Below are 16,651 nucleotides of genomic sequence, written 5' to 3'. Positions count from 1 at the left end.
TTTTGTTAAGAGAACGCAAATTAACCAAAAAAATCAGCAGTATATAGTATTCTTAATCTAGATTTATGTATTACTCAGGATGCAATCTGGCTCTATAAAACCAGAGATTAGCCTCCATATTTCTAGCTTCAAGGAATTTCATTCTGATTATATTTACATAAAACTCAAAAACGAATACTAACCAAGCTAAATCATCATTTTATCGCTACTGTCAATGATGCCTAAACCAGACTCACAGTAATAGCTAAAACCTAAACACCCCAACAACTAAATACTACTTTCCATCGACTTTTGTAACAGCCCCGATTATATAACCCAAAGTTACATTAACAATCTGTCATATTTTTATAAAATGATGAGATGAAGCTCAGATAGTCATACAAATCAAGTTGCATTGACACTGTCATCATGTAAATAGATAAGTATAAAAATATAAATGCAACTTACAACGTCTATGGTTAATACAAATCAATTACTACCGACAGGTAAACTGGAAGATAAGAGAGCATCGTGGTTCAAGGAATTAAAAGGCTTATTTGAAAACGAAACTCACCTATTTTTTAATCAAGTTCTGAATGCTCGCTTTAAACAAATAGATGAACTTATTCCTGACCTTAAATATCAAAGTTCATCAAAGAAGGTAAACTCAACCTACTACCAAAAAATCATTAGCAAGGAGTGCCCTTATCTACCGCAGGGTTGGCACACGATAGAACGTCAAGCCTATCAGTTATTCGATAACTGGGCGGAAGCTTGGTGCGAATATCTAATATGGCAAATTAAAGAAAAATATTGTGGTACTTCTTCCATGAGTGGAAGCTATCCAAAACAGATCTCAATCAATGAAGATAATTTCACTGATAGTGTCATTGAAGACATATCTAACCATGAACAGCAATATTATACTCTGCATTCTGATACCCCGATGAAATTGTCAGATGCAGTCACATTAATAAACCTTTCGACCTTTGTTAAAGAGCAACAATGGTACGAAATGCTTGGTTCAATTGAACTGTCAAACGCAGGGAGGCACTTTATACTGACGTATAATTCGGAAGAAACAACTGTCCCCACGATAGTCTCAACGGTGAGAATAAACTTATATGAAGACGCTAAGAATTGGCTTTATTTCTCATCTTTCTTTATGTCTCCAAACTGGCAGTTAGTTCCTAAGCGTAATATTCTGGCACAACTTGGAGTAACACATCATCTTCTCTCTAGCCCCCTGTCACTTTCAGCATCCGACTTTGACACACAAATTTGGCCGGAACTATCCACTAAACATCATTGTTGTGAGATCATTCGCATGACAGTCAGTGGAACTCAGAACCAGAAAATGTTCTTTTTGTACCTATCACAAAAGCGATTAATGAAGCAGCTTCACGAGAAAAACTTCGAGATCGCTTTTGTTGTGATCGAACAACCGTTCATGATCAAGTATTATGAGAGTCTACCCACTGACGCATACTGTCATATCAGTAGGAATACTCTCTCCGATAGCGGGTTTTCGACTTACAAGGGGCTGTGGTTGATAAAAAACCTTAACTATGAATTACAAAACTCTGACTTTAGAAAGTACAAAAGACAAACTTTAAGTCAGCTTAAACAACATCACAAGCCGGTGCTAGAAGAACATCATGTCCAGTTATCTATTTAGTCAAATTTTGTATACAAAAGCTGTGTTCTTAGCCCTTACTGCTACTCTAGTTCTAGTATGGACAGGCTATTTCTGCATGGCTTTAGCTAAAAGACACGGTTCTTTGAGCTTGAAGCAATATTCCTACTACATCTCATACACTGCGGGTTTGTTCATTTGGATATTGAGTAATAGCTACTTTCATACTGGGCTACTGAAAGAATTTGGAAATGCTATTGCAATTAATATGGCAGTAGTAGCAAATATTTCAGCCTTAGTGGCGTTTACTTCTGCTTATCTCTTTTCTGTAAAATTACAAACCTACTACGCTCATAAGTCCGTTGCTGCATGGCAAAGCCTTTCGGTGACGGTCATTGTCATCTTTGGAGTCATCTGTAACCTAGTTCCTGAACTAACGGTTAAAGGAGTTACAATTACGGGCCCAAGTCAATTTGAGCTAGACTTTGGCCCCTATACACAACCATTTTTCTTAGGGCTCACAGCACTAGTTATACTAACCTTCATCAACCTGCTATCACTTAAAAAATGTAGTAATAGGATCCGTCGTACAAGAATTAATTATATGATTCTTGGTATGACCATATTCATGTGCTCCACAGCAATAATCCAACTTGGTTTCACATTCTTTTTCAATGACTTCTCTTTGACCTGGCTACCACCAGCACTTTCAGTAAGTGAGATGTTGTTTATGGGCTACGCATTGCTTACATCGAGATTTTATAGCCCCAAATACGTTTTCTTTATCATGACCAGCGTAGTAGCTACCGCTTTGATCTATACGGGGCTGTTATCTGTTCTCAATGTATTTGACGATGTTAAGCGGACAGAAGTTATACTGATAGTGCTATTTGTAGGACTGACATGGCGAAAAGCTTATCAAACAACGCAAATGGTCATAAGTCGAGCCCTTTATGGTGACCCACTTTCTCCGGTAGAAAAAATTTCACGTCTAGAAGAGGAATTTCAAAATTCACCGACTTTGGCAATAGATATGCTCGCTAACTACTTAGGTGTACCAAAAGAAAATCTTCGTTTACTTGATGACTACCAAGGTGCAAGCTTTTACAGGCCTTATTTCGAAAGCAGCACTACTCCGCTTGTGATTGATGAGGTTGAAGAGGAGCTATCTCAGACCAGAAACCAAACGTTGAGCAACATCCATCACAACATGAGCGAGACACAGTCAGCAATAGTGCTTCCTATCTATGAAGGAAGAAATAGGCTCTCCCATGTACTAGTTTCTAGTTATAAAAACGATGGCTTGCACTTCTCCAATGAAGAGCTGTCTGCTCTCGAGCGAGTTTTGCAGAAAGTTCAGGTCCACATCAATTACGAGAGAAAAGTGCGACAGTCCCAAGCTCTTGCGAACTCCATCGCCCATGAGATGAGAAACCCACTTACACAAGTTCAGTTTGAATTTGAAAACTTAGAGCAAAAGATTGAAAGTCGACAATCATATAGTGATCTAGCTATACATGTAGACAAGGGGAGGCAAGCTATCAATAGAGGTCGGCAATTGATCGATATTATTCTTCGTGAAGTCAATAGTTCGTCTCTAGATCAAGAACCTGCTGTACCGACATCTATATCTTCAGCAATTCACTCAGCGGTCAATCAATATGGATTTGATGATGAACTGATGAGACAGCGTGTTCAGCTAGATATCCAACAAGACTTTGTTGTTAAGCTCAATGAAACGCTATTTAACTTTGTACTATTTAACTTGCTCCGTAATGCTATCTATTATTTTGATTCATACCCTAATAGCACTATATGCATTCGAACAGAAGCAGGAGAGTATGAAAATAGAGTAATCTTTTCCGATACTGGCCCTGGTATACCTCAAGATTACTTAACAAGAATCTTCGATGACTTTTTCAGCCATAACAAAAGTGGAGGAAGTGGTCTTGGTTTGGGATACTGCCAAAGAGTGATGAAAGCATTCGGAGGTTCAATTCGCTGCGAGTCCCAAGAAGGAGAATTCACAGAGTTTCATCTATCATTCCCCACTGTCGCTGGAGTAAAACCAGTTAAAGTAGATAACGATGTACCTCAAAATGTGAAAACTAGTATGCAAGAGCAAACGAATGCCTTTGTCGCTAATTTGACACACTCTATTGAGAGGTTCGATAAGCACCTCATTTTAGTTGTCGATGATAAAGAAGTTCAACGCTCCCTTGTCAAATTATATCTTGAGCAACTAGGCTACGATGTCGTCCTAGCCAACAATGGTAAAGTCGCTATTGAGATTATACACAACAACCCAATTAATCTAGTTTTCATGGATATACAAATGCCCGTCATGAATGGTTTTGAAGCGGCAAGCATCATAAAGCGCTCTTACCCGACAATTCCCATTATTGCGTTATCTGGAGAGTCAGGAGAAAGGGAATTAAGTATGATAAGTGAACTCATGGATGGACGCCTTTCGAAACCGACAACCAAACAAGCGCTCGAACAAATGTTAACATCAGCTCTATCGATGAATGTTCATTAACAACTCCTCTATACTGGAGCAGAATAACACTCAAAGAAAGGTGGAATAAAAAAGCGGTAAAAGGGAGACTCACTTTCACCGCTTTTTCGTTTTATCATCATGCTGTTCATAGAGTGAGCCATTCAGCCGAACCAGACTAAATCTAGTCATTATCCACTCTAAAACTTTACATAGAACAAGCTTTTCATATCAAAAAGTGGGACAGCGCTCAGACACAAATAAAAAACTAGTTGCATAATTACTTTTGTCAGGTAAATAAGTCTATCAACGTTGAATCTACTAACTCACATTAGTCATTGGTTGTCTTACACTTTTCACTCAAAAGTCAGTTAATTGCCTAGATACAAATGAATACCGACGAAGACACCAACCCAACTCGGACCCACGATAGCAATGTCAATATCTGGTGAAAACAGAACATCATGTTCAATTATTTATTGAATCAATTAATGTATACCAAGGCGGTTGTTTTAGTTTTAACCGCCCTACTCGTACTATTGTGGGCTGTCTACTTTTGTACAGCGCTTGCAAAACGTCATGGTACGTTCAGTTTGCAGCAATATGGCTACTATATTGGCTACACAATTGGTGTTTTCATATGGATGCTGAGTAATAGCTATTTTCATACAGACCTGATTAAGCAATTTAGTCATGAAGTGGCTATCAATATGGCTATCTTAGCCAACTTAGCCAACTTGATTGCATTTGCTTGTGCTTATTGCTTTATTGCAAAGCTACACAAACATTACACAGGACAATCAGTCCCTTATTGGCAACAGAAATTGGTTTTTGCCATTTTTATCTCTAGTGTTGCTTGTAATCTACTTCCAGGCTGGACAATAAAAGGCATAGAAATTACCGCACCGAGTAACTTTCGACTGGAGTTCGGTCCATACACTAAATACTTCTTTCTTGGCATCGTAACACTGATTTTACTTACATTTACTAACCTGCTTTCACTTAAAAATAGTAATAGCCCAATCCGCAGAACTCGTATCAACTACATGATATTGGGTATAACCATATTCATGTGCTCAACAGCAATTATTCAAGTAGGCCTAACCTATTTTTTCAATGAATTTTCACTCACTTGGTTACCACCAACGCTTTCACTCAGTGAAATGCTTTTCATGGGTTATGGACTACTTACTTCTAGATTCTATAGTCCAAAATACATTTGCTTTGTAGCTCTAAACGTTGGAACAACCGCTCTTATTTATGCAAGCTTGATTTCAATTCTTTATCCCTTTATTGAAATTAGATTGACCGATGTACTGCTATCAGTATTGCTCGTTGGCGTGACTTGGCAAACACTCTACAAAACGATAAGAAGAGGAGCCAGCTTGCTTCTGTACGGTGATTCAATATGCCCTGTAGAGCGCATTTCTCGGCTGGAGGAAGAATTTCAGCACTCACCGGCTCAAGCCATAGAAAGCCTTGCCAATTATTTGCAAGTACCCAAAGATAAGCTTCGTTTACTTGATGACTATCAAGGCGCACATTTATATCGTGCATATTTTAAAGATCACAGTGCAGCACTCGTCATTGAAGAGGTTGAAGAGGTATTGTCACAACTTGGGAATCATACATTAAGTCTCGTTCACCAGAATATGAACAAGACGCAATCGGCACTTGTCCTCCCTATATATAAGAGTAAAAACAATCTTTCACATGTCTTAGTGTCAAGTCCTAAGAATGATGGTGTGTATTTTTCCTATGAAGAGTTATCCGCATTAGAGAGGGTGTTTAAAAAAGTACAAGTACATATTAACTACGAACGAGAAGTTCGTCAGTCACAAGCCTTAGCAAGTTCTATTGCCCATGAGATGCGTAACCCCTTCGCTCAAGTCCAATTTCAGTTTGAGCACCTAGGCTCAGGAATCGATAGCAACCGACCACTTGAAGAACTTGCTACCCACGTAAACAAAGGAAAACAGGCCATAAAACGTGGTCACCAATTAATTGATATCATAGTGCGCGAAGTGGATAATGCATCGCTCGATCAGGAGCCTGTACTCCCTTCATCTATGTCATCGGTGATACTTGCAGCAGTGAACCAATATGGGTTTGATGACGATTCTATGCGTCAAAGAGTCCACTTAGATATTGAGCAAGATTTTGTCGTAAAAATAAACGAAACCCTGTTTAACTTCGTTCTCTTCAATTTGCTACGTAATGCGATATATTACTTTGACCCCTACCCTGATAGCACAATAACAATCCGAACATTAAAAGGTAATGACCAAAACCAAGTTATATTCTCAGATACTGGTCCCGGTATTCCTGAAGCATATTTGTCTAAAATATTTGACGACTTCTTTAGCCACAACAAAAGCGGTGGCAGTGGATTAGGACTAGGATACTGTCAACGTGTAATGAAGGCTTTTGGTGGCACGATTTGCTGTGAGTCAAAAGAAGGAGATTTCACAACATTTTATTTGTCTTTTCCACCGATGCCTAACACCACTAATGTTAAACTTAATAACGGCGCTAACGAATCCTTGGAGCTCATTTCCAGCACGCCAACGATTGCTATTTCAAATCAGATAAAGCCCTCAGCCAAACGAATGGAAAAGCCGTTAATCCTCGTAGTAGACGATAAGCGGGTTCAGCTTTTACTTGCTAAGCTTTATCTTGAGCAACTAGGCTATAACGTCCTACTAGCCAATAACGGGAAGGTCGCAGTTCAGACGATTCAGAACAACCCTATTGATCTCGTCTTTATGGACATTCAAATGCCGATAATGGATGGGTTTGAAGCGGCTAGCATCATCAAACGCTCACACCCATCTTTGCCCATCATTGCTCTGTCCGGAGAGTCGGGTGATAAAGAGCTAAAAAAAATCAATGAACTGATGGATGGTCATTTATCCAAGCCGACATCAAAGCAAGCATTAGATGAGGTGTTGACCACTGCATTAGCGCCTGCTCCTGTCTAATACATCGCTGTTTCAAAACGACTCGCAATTTGCATGTCAGCTATCATGCGATAACCCAAGGACTCATTTTCATTATCAACGCCTCATATGTGTTTGGATGTTGACGTGACTTTAACCTACATTAACTGGTTAATATCGTTAATAAAAAATCTATGTCATGGCATTTTCAGTAGTTGTGGCACTTATTATGCTTTTAGACAGCTATGAATGAAAAAGTGGCAATATTTTGTCTTTGCCACTTTCTCAGTCTGAGAGAGACATCAGACTGACATAGCTAAGAGAGGCAGCTTATGGAAATTCATCGTCATACATACTATCGCCTTATTCATCATGGCATTAAAAGCTTGTTGGTTGATCGTCTTGGTCACTTTACTGAGCATGAATATCACGACTACCTCAACTATATGACAGGCAAATCGAGCTGTTTCGCAATGTCCAATGAAGAGCTTCAAGTTGCCGTTTCTAACTTGAAAGACGAGGGCTACCTCGAAGATATTAAGCCCCTAATTAGGCGATTAGAAATGCACTCATAAGTCATCAGTATTAGGCTGGTCAAATATGGCCAGCCACTTGAACACTTGAAACAGCAAAATAAGGTTTTAAATCCGCTGCTTTTAATACCTTTGTGATTTCATCAGACTTGGTTAGACTGAATCCTCCCCAAACTCTATAGAACCGGCAATAATGAAACAACTGATCGATTTTATTCCGCTCATTATCTTTTTCGTTTTATACAAAATGCACGATATCTATGTGGCGACTGGTGCTCTAATCATAGCAACTGCTATCCAATTGGTTATCACCTATGCCTTATATAGGAAAATCGAGAAAATGCAGTTGATCACCTTTGTTATGGTTGCTCTGTTTGGCGGAATGACCATCGTCCTGCACAACGATGATTTCATCAAATGGAAAGTCACTATTGTTTATATCGTTTTCGCTATCGGCCTTGCAGTAAGCCATGTAATAGGCAAATCCGCGATAAAGGGGATGTTAGGTAAAGAAATCAGCCTACCAGACCACGTGTGGTCAAAAGTGACTTGGGCGTGGGTTGCCTTCTTTTCTTTCTGTGCTGGAGTGAACGTCTATATTGCCTTTAAACTTCCGCTCGATGTTTGGGTTAATTTCAAAGTCTTCGGCTTACTCGCAGCAACATTTGGCTTCACCTTAATCACAGGTATCTACATCTATAAACATCTTCCAAAAGATAAATCCGAAGCCAATTCTGGTGACTAACCACACGCTTTTGATATAATTCATACTAATTTTTCCCCTTTGAGATATTGCAGCGGCCACTTCGGCCGCTGTTTAGTTTTACGGATGTCAAAATGAGTAAAGAAATCACTTCCCCTCGTGGACAAATGCTTTTGCGCACCCTTGCAATGCCTGCAGATACTAATGCGAATGGTGATATATTCGGAGGCTGGATCATGTCTCAGCTCGACTTAGCTGGTGGGATTCTGGCTAAAGAAATATCGGGTGGGCGTATTGTGACGGTTTCCGTCTCAAGTATTACCTTTAAAAAGCCAGTAAAGGTGGGTGATGTGGTTTGCTGCTACGGTGAATGTACCAAGATTGGTCGCACATCAATGAGTATTGATCTCGAAGTATGGGTTAAGCCAGTCAAAGAACATGGTGTAGAAGATCGCTTTATGGTGTGTGACGCGACATTCAACTACGTCGCTATTGATACTGAGGGTAAACCTCGCCCAATCAAACAAAACTAATCTCACACTTTGCTGTCAGAAAGTCTTTAAAAAGCTGTTACATTCTGTAGAGTTAGGTAAATCACACAATAACCGGCTGCTTAGTCGCTTATTCATTATAAGGACATCAATACATGTGGTATGTTATTTTCTCTCAAGACGTTGAAAACTCATTGGAAAAACGTCTAAGTGCACGCCCAGCACACTTAGAACGACTTCAAAAGCTTCGAGATGAAGGACGTTTACTGACAGCGGGGCCTATGCCTGCCATCGATTCAGATAACCCAGGTGAAGCTGGCTTTACAGGTTCAACAGTTATCGCAGAGTTCGATTCACTTGCGCAAGCGCAAAGCTGGGCAGATGCTGATCCGTATATTGAGGCGGGTGTGTACGAGAAAGTCATCGTTAAACCATTCAAGAAAGTATTTTAAGATGAAACTGAAGATTACCTTAGCCGTGCTTTCTGCTGCCATATTGGCAGGCTGTGCCTCACCAGAGGGCGATAAACAGCGCGAGCTCGAATTGCTTGCCGCCAATCGAGCGAATTTGTTGGCTTCGGAGTTACCTATGGAAGCTGGCCCACTTTCTATCATGAGAGCAAACTCCAAAGGCACAATGATCGAGATCATGATGGTGTATAACCAAGATGCTCAGGGCGCTAAGCCATTGAAGCAAGTGCTTCGTCACAGCGTTAATAGTTACTGCACGAACCCTGACACAAAAAATAATTTGGAGGTTGGCTTAAGCTATCGACTTAAGATGCGTAACAGCCGCGGGCAACTGATGGTCGACGAAATCGTCACAAAACAAACCTGCCAAGCCGCGACCCCTTAAAATTCTCTAAAGACTCTGGAATGTAAAAAGACTTCCACAAGCGAAGTCTTTTTCTTTAAGCCTTCCAATAAATAGGTATCATTTCACATCAATCCACACCGCACATCGAGCTAACATAAATTAATGAAATTTTTATGACATTACTTATATAGGCAAAATGAGACAATCTCACCTAAGGTCATATTGTTTAACAAAATAATCCTCCTCCCACTGAATACATAAGAACCAAAGCAAAGACAATTATTCTTTAAAAGTGTGATCTCATATTGACGATAGCTCAATCGACTCCTAACTTTTCATATTAGTGTCATAACCAAGGAGGATCACCTAAATGAAACGCGCAAGCAATTCCTATCGTCTGCAATTAATAAAAGAAGTCGCGACTCGGCAAGAACGGCTAAATTGCAGTGATCCTATGGCCAATTACATTCAACAACTGCTTGATTCAAAACCTGAATCTGAGCAACACCCTGAACAAAACTATCGCTTTAGCGGCAATCACTTTGACGACCATGTCGGTGGTTGGATAAGTGATAAGTGGGGAATTAAATAGACCCTCCTCGCTTTCAAAAAAGAAGGCGAATCTAGATTGGTATTAAAATAGATCTTGCTGTGGGCTTTGAAGCTCTAAGCCCACTTCTGGCTCGGTCTTCGCACCTTGCATTTTTCGGCGATAGCGTAAGCGGCACAGTTTGATAATGTGGCGCTGTTCGTCTGGGGTAAAATTCAACCAATTAAAACGCTCGTCACGCTTGCGCATACAACCTTTACAGTAGCCTTTTTCATCTACTGTGCAAACGCCTACACATGGGCTTGGGACGGCAAAAAATTCTAGTTGTTCCATATGTGCCTCATCATAGTTTTCTTAGCTACGCTTTAAGCACTTACTCCTACTGTATTAAATTTATAATTAAATGAAATTCAATAACTTTCATTATGTGACTGTAAACAAACTATGACCTTAACCTGACAAAAATAGTGCTTTCTGACCTATACTTTGTGCCATTAAAGTCGACAAAATGTCGAATAACGTTTCTATATTTCGGAGTTCATTACTATGAAGTTTAGTCCAAAAACATTACTTGCTGCTGCCTCACTCCCTTTTGTCATGACAGCTTGTGCAAGCAATGGAGGCGATGTGAAACAAATTACAGCTCAAGATCTTCAGCATCACAACTGGGAACTGGTTAGTATTGATGGCGAAGCAGTTAAGGTAGAAAACCATCAGAAAAAACCTCGCCTTGAAGTGGGAGAAAATTTGATGGCTAATGGTAATGCAGGCTGTAACAATTTTTTCGGTCAAGCTGAGCTCAAGGGTAACCAGCTCCGCATTGAAAAAATGGGCATGACGATGAAAATGTGTATTGGAGACGTGATGGACTTAGAACGTGCATTCTCTCAATCCTTGGCGGAATGGAGTGACGTAACATTGACCGATGAAGGTATGGTATTAAAGAACGACATTCATACTTTGACTTTCAAGCTTAGCGACTGGAAAGGCTAGTTATTAACCTACATATTATAAAGCAGCCATCAATGGCTGCTTTTTTGTTATTAAGCTAAGAACATGTTCAATTCTCATACAGTCCGCTTACAATTCCTTCAAATACATAAGAAAATTAAATTTTTTCAGTCATAATGAATGAAAACCATAGATAGCACGGTCTATCACCACATCAATGAACTCATTCAAAGGGTAAGGACAACCATGAAAAGGCTGATCACTTTCATCTCTACCTTGTTGCTGTCTTTTGGGGCAACGGCGCAAGATAATTGGCAACAGATTACAGAGAAAGCCAAAGGGCAAACCGTATACTTCCATGCATGGGGTGGCAGTCAAGAAATCAACAACTATCTACGCTGGGCAAATAGCCAACTGCAAGCGCGCTATGATGTGACATTACAGCATGTAAAAGTAACTGACATCGCCGAAACCACAACACGCTTGATTGCAGAGAAAGCGGCCGGAAAGAATACTGGCGGCAGTGTCGATATGGTTTGGATTAATGGCGAAAACTTCAAATCTATGAAGAACAATCAATTACTTTTTGGCCCTTTTGTTCAGCACTTACCAAGCTGGCAGAAAGTAGATAAATCCTTACCGGTTGATCGTGATTTTTCAGAGCCAACAGAAGGTTTAGAAGCCCCATGGGGTGTCGGGCAGTTAGTTTTTATTCACGATAAACTAACTCTCAACAACCCTCCTGCCTCCTATACGGAGATGTTAAGTTACGCCAAGGCATTTCCAAACAAGCTGAGCTACCCTCGCCCGCCAGAGTTTCATGGTACCAGCTTTCTTAAAGCCGTATTGATTGAACTGACTGCCAATGATCCTGCTTTGGCTAAGCCGGTTGAACAGGTCAACTTTGATGCTGTCACTGCGCCTTTATGGAAATACTTAGATGAATTCCATCAAGTCGCTTGGCGACAAGGTAAGCAATTTCCGGCAAGCTCTGCAGAAACAGTACAGCTCTTAGATGACGGACAGCTTGATCTTGCCATCACATTTAACCCAAATTCCGTTTACTCTGCTCAGGCAAACGGTAACCTAGCCGAGAGCACAACGGTTTATGCAATGGATGGAGGTGCTCTCTCTAATATTCACTTCCTTGCGATCCCATGGAATGCCAACGCCAAAGAGGGTGCATTAGTGGCAGTTAACTTCCTGTTGAGCCCTGAAGCTCAATCTCGCAAAGGTGACTTGTCTATTTGGGGCGATCCATCCGTGCTTGAGAATCAATACTTAACAGGCAGCGCAAAGAAAACAACGCTATTCAAATCTGTTGCTGAACCACACCCTAGCTGGCAGGCTGCTCTGGAAACAGAGTGGCAGAAGCGCTACGGTAATTAAGAGCAACCATAACCATTAAGTGACGAAAGCCAGATGTTAAGAGCTGCGTACACAGTATTCATTTTGATTTGCATTACCCCAACAATCCCCGGATTAGTTGGTGTATTGCTCTCATCATTTGGTTATGTTCCTCCTGTCGGCCTGTTCGATTTCTCACTCAGCAGCTATCAGCAGTTTTTCGAATGGCCGGGGATTGAGCACTCCATTGGGCTCACTTTATTCAGCTCCATAGCCAGTACTTATCTTTCTTGTTTAATCTGCTTTGCGATTCTTCAAAGCCTTTGGTTAGACCACCATTGGCGAAAAGTTGAAGCACTGCTTTCCCCCTTGCTAGCGATGCCTCACGTCGCTTTCGCGATAGGGTTTGCTTTTCTTTTCGCTCCTACAGGCATGGTTGCACGTTTGTTGGCTCAAACCTTAGGTATTGACGTCGACACACATGAAGCAACTTGGTTAGTGCATGACCCTTATGCGCTGGGGTTAGCCATGGCACTTTCATTTAAAGAAGTGCCATTTTTACTGCTCATGAGCATTCCCGTTTTGCAGCAGATTAAAATCGACAAACTGTATCAAGTTAGCAGTTCTCTGGGCTATTCACCCGCACAAATGTGGTGGAAGGCGGTCTTCCCTCTTTGGTTGGTAAGAATGCGCTTCGCTATGTTTGCCGTGATGGCTTATGGCGTTTCCGTGGTCGATTTGAGTTTGATCTTGGGCCCAACCAATCCACCTACTTTGGCCGTATTAGTATGGCAGTGGTTTAACGACCCTGACTTATCACTAATCCCTCGTGCGGCATCTGGCGCGGTTATGCTGTTTGTGTTAGCCAGTTTACTTTTAGTCTTAATCGTACTGGTCGAAAAGCTTCTCGTCGGCCATTTTGGTCAGTGGCAATACTCAGGTCGAAGAGGGTTTAGTCTCCCCGGGAAAACGCTGTTTACCGTTTCGGCCATTTTAGCCGGCATTATGTTTCCACTGATGTTGATCTGGAGCTTCGCTCATCGATGGCGCTTTCCGGACTTTCTCCCTACCCGATATAGTGACCGCTTTTGGAGCAATGAGTGGCTCAATATATTACCGACGATTAACCAAAGTTTGATCATTGCTGCCGTTACCGCTTGTTTTGCTTTGATATTGGGTGTGGTGGCTCAAGAAAGTCGTATCCGTTTTCGCTTACACTTGCCAGGTTATGTCATTGCTTTACCTATGCTTATCCCACAGCTTTCTATCTTATTTGGTATCCAGATAACCACTCTCTACTTGTCTGGTGATGCCTATTACATCTGGGTCATCTGGTCACACGTGTTCTTCGCTTTCCCATTTGTGTACTTAGCACTCGATGGCCCATGGCGAAGCTATGACAACAACTATACTCGAGCAGCATTAAGCCTTGGCAAAACGCCTCTCTTTGTCTTTTTTCATATTAAGGTTAAGTTGCTGCTACCAGCCATCTTGTACGCTTGGGCTGTCGGAGCCAGTGTGAGCTTGGCGCAATATCTACCGACTCTGATGCTCGGTGGGGGCAGGATTGCAACCGTGACCACGGAAGCCGTCGCTCTTTCGAGTGGCTTCGATCGACGCGTTACTGCCATCTACGCGATTTGGCAAGCCATCTTGCCATTTGTTTTCTTTGTCTCTGCCATCCTTATTGGCAGATTCGCATTGCGACAACCTGATTATCAAAAACAAACGAACAAGGATGCCCTTACGCATGACGCTGTCTCTAGAAAGCCTCGCCATCCATAAAACCAGCGGCGAAGCCCTATTTTCTGATTTGAATATATCCGTTTCAGCGCAGGAAGTCGTTTGCCTAATGGGCCCCAGTGGATGCGGAAAATCAACCTTATTGAGTTTGATCGCCGGGCATATGAGCAGTGAGTTTGTCCATTCCGGGCGCGTGCTACTGAATGGCATTAACTTAGCTAAACTTGAACCCCATCAGCGACAAGTTGGAATTCTGTTTCAGGATGATTTGCTATTTCCACACCTAAACGTGTGGCAGAACCTCGCTTTTGCCCTTCCTAACTCAATCAAAGGCGATGAAAGACGCCACCAAGCCATGGTCGCATTGAACAAGGTTGAGCTCTCACAACTCGCAGATTCATTTCCTGACCAGATTTCCGGCGGCCAACGTGCTCGTGTCAGCTTGCTAAGAATGCTACTGGCCAAGCCTAAACTAGCGCTGTTAGATGAACCGTTTAGCAAACTGGATAAAGAACTTAGAACACAGTTTCGTGACTGGGTCATCGCTCAACTGGCAGAAGCAAATATTCCTACCTTGATGGTGACACATGACAAGGATGATGTTCCTGAGAACGGACGGGTATTAAGTTGGCCGTGGGAGACTCATCATGCTTGATCGGTTCAGTATCAAAGTCATTCGCTCCCCTTTGGCTATTACAGCCGCCGGATTAGATAAACTCGGTGTGACCGCAAACCAAACCACGCTAAGTGGTTTTCTTCTTGGGTGCCTAGCGTTTCCTGCTCTGTACTTTGAGCAATACGAGCTGGCACTTGTGTTCATCGTTATTAACCGAGTATTTGATGGTTTGGATGGCGCGCTAGCTCGGCGTCAGGGCATCACAGATGCAGGTGGATTTCTCGATATCAGCCTCGACTTCCTGTTTTACTCTCTGATCCCATTTGGCTTTGTGGTCGCTAATCCAGAGCAAAACGCGGTGGCGGGCGCCTTTCTCATTTTCTCATTCATTGGTACTGGCTGCAGCTTTCTTGCTTTTGCCGTCATGGCAGGGAAACGTGGAATTGAGAATCCTGTTTATAAAAACAAATCCCTTTACTATATGAGTGGGCTGACTGAGGGCACTGAAACCATAGCGTGTTTCATTGCGTTTTGTCTTTTCCCACAGCACTTTGCCATCATTGCATATCTGTTTGGCACCGCCTGCTGGTTCACGACCTTTACTCGCATCTATTCAGGTTTCCACACTCTGAAATAGACATAAAATAGGTCGCTCAATGCGACCTTTTTTAAAAGACAAAATTGATTATCACTGCGACCAACAATCCGGAGAAGAAACTCGGAACATGAAACTGACGTTTCGGCATAGATTGGAATTCTAGTGCTGGCTCTTCCTGAAATGTTTTCTTTGATAATTCCTTGATGTAGTCATTTTGCATATCCGTTCTCCCAACTGAAGTAATTCTGACTTCAGCATAGAAGCTCAAGTTAAGTTGAGGTCAATATGGAATTACAAAGAACTCAGTAAATTTAGCGGAACAGCATCACTTTAAGCGCCGCTTCACTATCAACATCAGCAAATTCTGGCGGATTATCTAACCGTTGTACAAAGCTCAGCTCCGGTGCTTCTTCCTTCATACTTTCAATTAAGAAATCGCTACTGACCTGAGGAGAGTTCACACACGCAAGCACTTCGCCCTTATCAGTGAGCAGCTCAGGTAGACGACGAAGAATTCTCTTATAGTCTTTGGTTAGCGCAAAGCTGCCTTTTTGAAAGGAAGGTGGATCGATGATGACTAGATCATACGGCCCTGATCTTTTGATTTTTCCCCAAGATCTAAAAATGTCATAAGCCAGAAACTTCACTTGATTAAGGTTGTGCTCATTCAATCTATGGTTATCTCGCCCTTTCGACAGAGACGCCCTTGCCATATCGACATTCACAACCTGATCAGCACCACCATCGATAGCCGCAACTGAAAATCCACAGGTATAGGCAAATAAGTTGAGAACATTTTTATGTTTAGCATGCTGCTGAACCCACTCTCGGCCTAGGCGCATATCGAGAAACAAACCAAAGTTTTGGTTACGTCCAATGTCGAGTTGGTACTTCAGCCCTGACTCAACCACAACAGGTTTAGTGTTCAGTTCACCGATGATCACTTCCGATGGCGAACCTTCGCTGTATCTATGCTGGATAACCACACATTTGACGCCTTTCTCCTGCCATAGCACAGTCTCAGATAGCTCACGTAATCCCTGTTTGAGCTGTTCAAGAAACTCGTCGTCAACACTCTTGAATATATTGATCAGCAATTGGCAATCGACCCAGTCACAAGTGATCTGCTCTAAACCTTGGTATACGCGGCCTCGACCGTGAAATACACGCCTGACTTCGTTGGAAGTACTCGATAACTGCTCCGAAATGTGAGCGAAGAATGTAGGGAGTTGTTCAACCTGCATACTGGTTC

General features: G+C 41.8%; 17 protein-coding genes. 14 read left to right on the top strand and 3 right to left on the bottom strand.

Features of this window, described 5'->3' with window-relative positions:
• Positions 1 to 436: 436 nt before the first annotated feature.
• The 9 genes from CTT30_RS05285 to CTT30_RS05245 all read left to right on the top strand — a co-directional run bounded on the left by CTT30_RS05285 (position 437) and on the right by CTT30_RS05245 (position 10,186).
• A complete protein-coding gene (locus CTT30_RS05285) occupies positions 437 to 1,657 on the top strand; it encodes an acyl-homoserine-lactone synthase (protein ID WP_252036235.1) in 1,221 nt (406 codons plus the stop codon).
• Positions 1,638 to 4,154: a hybrid sensor histidine kinase/response regulator gene (locus tag CTT30_RS05280; protein ID WP_252036234.1), complete on the top strand. Its 2,517-nt coding sequence runs from the start codon at positions 1,638 to 1,640 to the stop codon at positions 4,152 to 4,154. The genes CTT30_RS05285 and CTT30_RS05280 overlap by 20 nt, the downstream gene beginning before the upstream one ends.
• A 449-nt stretch (positions 4,155 to 4,603) precedes the next feature.
• Positions 4,604 to 7,093 carry a hybrid sensor histidine kinase/response regulator gene (locus CTT30_RS05275; RefSeq protein WP_353505743.1) on the top strand — a complete coding sequence of 830 codons (2,490 nt, stop codon included), beginning with the start codon at positions 4,604 to 4,606 and terminating at the stop codon, positions 7,091 to 7,093.
• A 290-nt stretch (positions 7,094 to 7,383) separates the two neighbouring features.
• Complete coding sequence (locus CTT30_RS05270) at positions 7,384 to 7,626, top strand: hypothetical protein (protein ID WP_239836671.1); 243 nt, start codon at positions 7,384 to 7,386, stop codon at positions 7,624 to 7,626.
• A 151-nt stretch (positions 7,627 to 7,777) separates the two neighbouring features.
• A complete protein-coding gene (locus tag CTT30_RS05265) occupies positions 7,778 to 8,329 on the top strand; it encodes a septation protein A (protein WP_252036231.1) in 552 nt (183 codons plus the stop codon).
• A gap of 92 nt (positions 8,330 to 8,421) precedes the next feature.
• Positions 8,422 to 8,820: an acyl-CoA thioester hydrolase YciA gene (gene yciA / locus CTT30_RS05260; protein ID WP_239836673.1), complete on the top strand. Its 399-nt coding sequence runs from the start codon at positions 8,422 to 8,424 to the stop codon at positions 8,818 to 8,820.
• A gap of 113 nt (positions 8,821 to 8,933) precedes the next feature.
• The gene (locus CTT30_RS05255) at positions 8,934 to 9,230 is read left to right on the top strand and encodes a YciI family protein (RefSeq protein WP_252036230.1); all 297 of its coding nucleotides are present in this window, start codon (positions 8,934 to 8,936) and stop codon (positions 9,228 to 9,230) included.
• A gap of 1 nt (position 9,231) precedes the next feature.
• The gene (gene gspS2 / locus CTT30_RS05250) at positions 9,232 to 9,633 is read left to right on the top strand and encodes a GspS/AspS pilotin family protein (RefSeq protein ID WP_239836675.1); all 402 of its coding nucleotides are present in this window, start codon (positions 9,232 to 9,234) and stop codon (positions 9,631 to 9,633) included.
• Positions 9,634 to 9,964: 331 nt separating this feature from the next.
• Positions 9,965 to 10,186 carry a hypothetical protein gene (locus tag CTT30_RS05245; RefSeq protein WP_252036229.1) on the top strand — a complete coding sequence of 74 codons (222 nt, stop codon included), beginning with the start codon at positions 9,965 to 9,967 and terminating at the stop codon, positions 10,184 to 10,186.
• A 42-nt stretch (positions 10,187 to 10,228) separates the two neighbouring features.
• Here the strand turns inward: CTT30_RS05245 and CTT30_RS05240 are convergent, their stop codons facing one another.
• Positions 10,229 to 10,477, bottom strand: coding sequence for a DUF1289 domain-containing protein (locus CTT30_RS05240; RefSeq protein WP_239836677.1), 249 nt, complete (start codon positions 10,475 to 10,477; stop codon positions 10,229 to 10,231).
• Positions 10,478 to 10,690: 213 nt separating this feature from the next.
• Between CTT30_RS05240 and CTT30_RS05235 the strand changes: the two genes are divergently transcribed.
• The 5 genes from CTT30_RS05235 (at position 10,691) to CTT30_RS05215 (ending at position 15,438) form a co-directional block, all read left to right on the top strand.
• Positions 10,691 to 11,137 carry an META domain-containing protein gene (locus CTT30_RS05235; RefSeq protein WP_252036227.1) on the top strand — a complete coding sequence of 149 codons (447 nt, stop codon included), beginning with the start codon at positions 10,691 to 10,693 and terminating at the stop codon, positions 11,135 to 11,137.
• Positions 11,138 to 11,341: 204 nt separating this feature from the next.
• Entirely contained in the window at positions 11,342 to 12,484 is a 1,143-nt protein-coding gene (locus tag CTT30_RS05230) for an ABC transporter substrate-binding protein (RefSeq protein ID WP_252036226.1), read from the top strand.
• Between the two features lie 33 nt (positions 12,485 to 12,517).
• A complete protein-coding gene (locus tag CTT30_RS05225) occupies positions 12,518 to 14,227 on the top strand; it encodes an ABC transporter permease (RefSeq protein WP_252036225.1) in 1,710 nt (569 codons plus the stop codon).
• Complete coding sequence (locus CTT30_RS05220) at positions 14,193 to 14,840, top strand: ABC transporter ATP-binding protein (RefSeq protein WP_252036224.1); 648 nt, start codon at positions 14,193 to 14,195, stop codon at positions 14,838 to 14,840. The genes CTT30_RS05225 and CTT30_RS05220 overlap by 35 nt, the downstream gene beginning before the upstream one ends.
• Positions 14,833 to 15,438, top strand: coding sequence for a CDP-alcohol phosphatidyltransferase family protein (locus CTT30_RS05215; protein WP_064487689.1), 606 nt, complete (start codon positions 14,833 to 14,835; stop codon positions 15,436 to 15,438). The genes CTT30_RS05220 and CTT30_RS05215 overlap by 8 nt, the downstream gene beginning before the upstream one ends.
• Before the next feature lie 31 nt (positions 15,439 to 15,469).
• Here CTT30_RS05215 and CTT30_RS05210 read toward each other — a convergent pair whose 3' ends face one another.
• On the bottom strand, positions 15,470 to 15,619 hold the full coding sequence (locus tag CTT30_RS05210; protein WP_252036223.1) for a hypothetical protein: 150 nt from the start codon (positions 15,617 to 15,619) through the stop codon (positions 15,470 to 15,472).
• Positions 15,620 to 15,710: 91 nt separating this feature from the next.
• Positions 15,711 to 16,643, bottom strand: a complete 933-nt coding sequence (locus CTT30_RS05205) for a class I SAM-dependent methyltransferase (RefSeq protein ID WP_252036606.1) — start codon at positions 16,641 to 16,643, stop codon at positions 15,711 to 15,713.
• Positions 16,644 to 16,651: the final 8 nt, after the last annotated feature.

The sequence above is a fragment of the Vibrio coralliilyticus genome, assembly GCF_024449095.1.
Taxonomy (GTDB): Bacteria; Pseudomonadota; Gammaproteobacteria; order Enterobacterales; family Vibrionaceae; genus Vibrio; species Vibrio coralliilyticus_A.
The sequence above is the reverse complement of the archived record's forward strand: the minus strand, read 5'-3'. Positions and strand labels throughout refer to the sequence as shown.

Coding starts and splice junctions, on each gene's coding strand:
- CTT30_RS05285 (WP_252036235.1), top strand. CDS start 437: ATGCAACTTACAACGTCTATGGTTAATACAAATCAATTACTACCGACA.
- CTT30_RS05280 (WP_252036234.1), top strand. CDS start 1,638: ATGTCCAGTTATCTATTTAGTCAAATTTTGTATACAAAAGCTGTGTTC.
- CTT30_RS05275 (WP_353505743.1), top strand. CDS start 4,604: ATGTATACCAAGGCGGTTGTTTTAGTTTTAACCGCCCTACTCGTACTA.
- CTT30_RS05270 (WP_239836671.1), top strand. CDS start 7,384: ATGGAAATTCATCGTCATACATACTATCGCCTTATTCATCATGGCATT.
- CTT30_RS05265 (WP_252036231.1), top strand. CDS start 7,778: ATGAAACAACTGATCGATTTTATTCCGCTCATTATCTTTTTCGTTTTA.
- yciA (WP_239836673.1), top strand. CDS start 8,422: ATGAGTAAAGAAATCACTTCCCCTCGTGGACAAATGCTTTTGCGCACC.
- CTT30_RS05255 (WP_252036230.1), top strand. CDS start 8,934: ATGTGGTATGTTATTTTCTCTCAAGACGTTGAAAACTCATTGGAAAAA.
- gspS2 (WP_239836675.1), top strand. CDS start 9,232: ATGAAACTGAAGATTACCTTAGCCGTGCTTTCTGCTGCCATATTGGCA.
- CTT30_RS05245 (WP_252036229.1), top strand. CDS start 9,965: ATGAAACGCGCAAGCAATTCCTATCGTCTGCAATTAATAAAAGAAGTC.
- CTT30_RS05240 (WP_239836677.1), bottom strand. CDS start 10,477: ATGGAACAACTAGAATTTTTTGCCGTCCCAAGCCCATGTGTAGGCGTT.
- CTT30_RS05235 (WP_252036227.1), top strand. CDS start 10,691: ATGAAGTTTAGTCCAAAAACATTACTTGCTGCTGCCTCACTCCCTTTT.
- CTT30_RS05230 (WP_252036226.1), top strand. CDS start 11,342: ATGAAAAGGCTGATCACTTTCATCTCTACCTTGTTGCTGTCTTTTGGG.
- CTT30_RS05225 (WP_252036225.1), top strand. CDS start 12,518: ATGTTAAGAGCTGCGTACACAGTATTCATTTTGATTTGCATTACCCCA.
- CTT30_RS05220 (WP_252036224.1), top strand. CDS start 14,193: ATGACGCTGTCTCTAGAAAGCCTCGCCATCCATAAAACCAGCGGCGAA.
- CTT30_RS05215 (WP_064487689.1), top strand. CDS start 14,833: ATGCTTGATCGGTTCAGTATCAAAGTCATTCGCTCCCCTTTGGCTATT.
- CTT30_RS05210 (WP_252036223.1), bottom strand. CDS start 15,619: ATGCAAAATGACTACATCAAGGAATTATCAAAGAAAACATTTCAGGAA.
- CTT30_RS05205 (WP_252036606.1), bottom strand. CDS start 16,643: ATGCAGGTTGAACAACTCCCTACATTCTTCGCTCACATTTCGGAGCAG.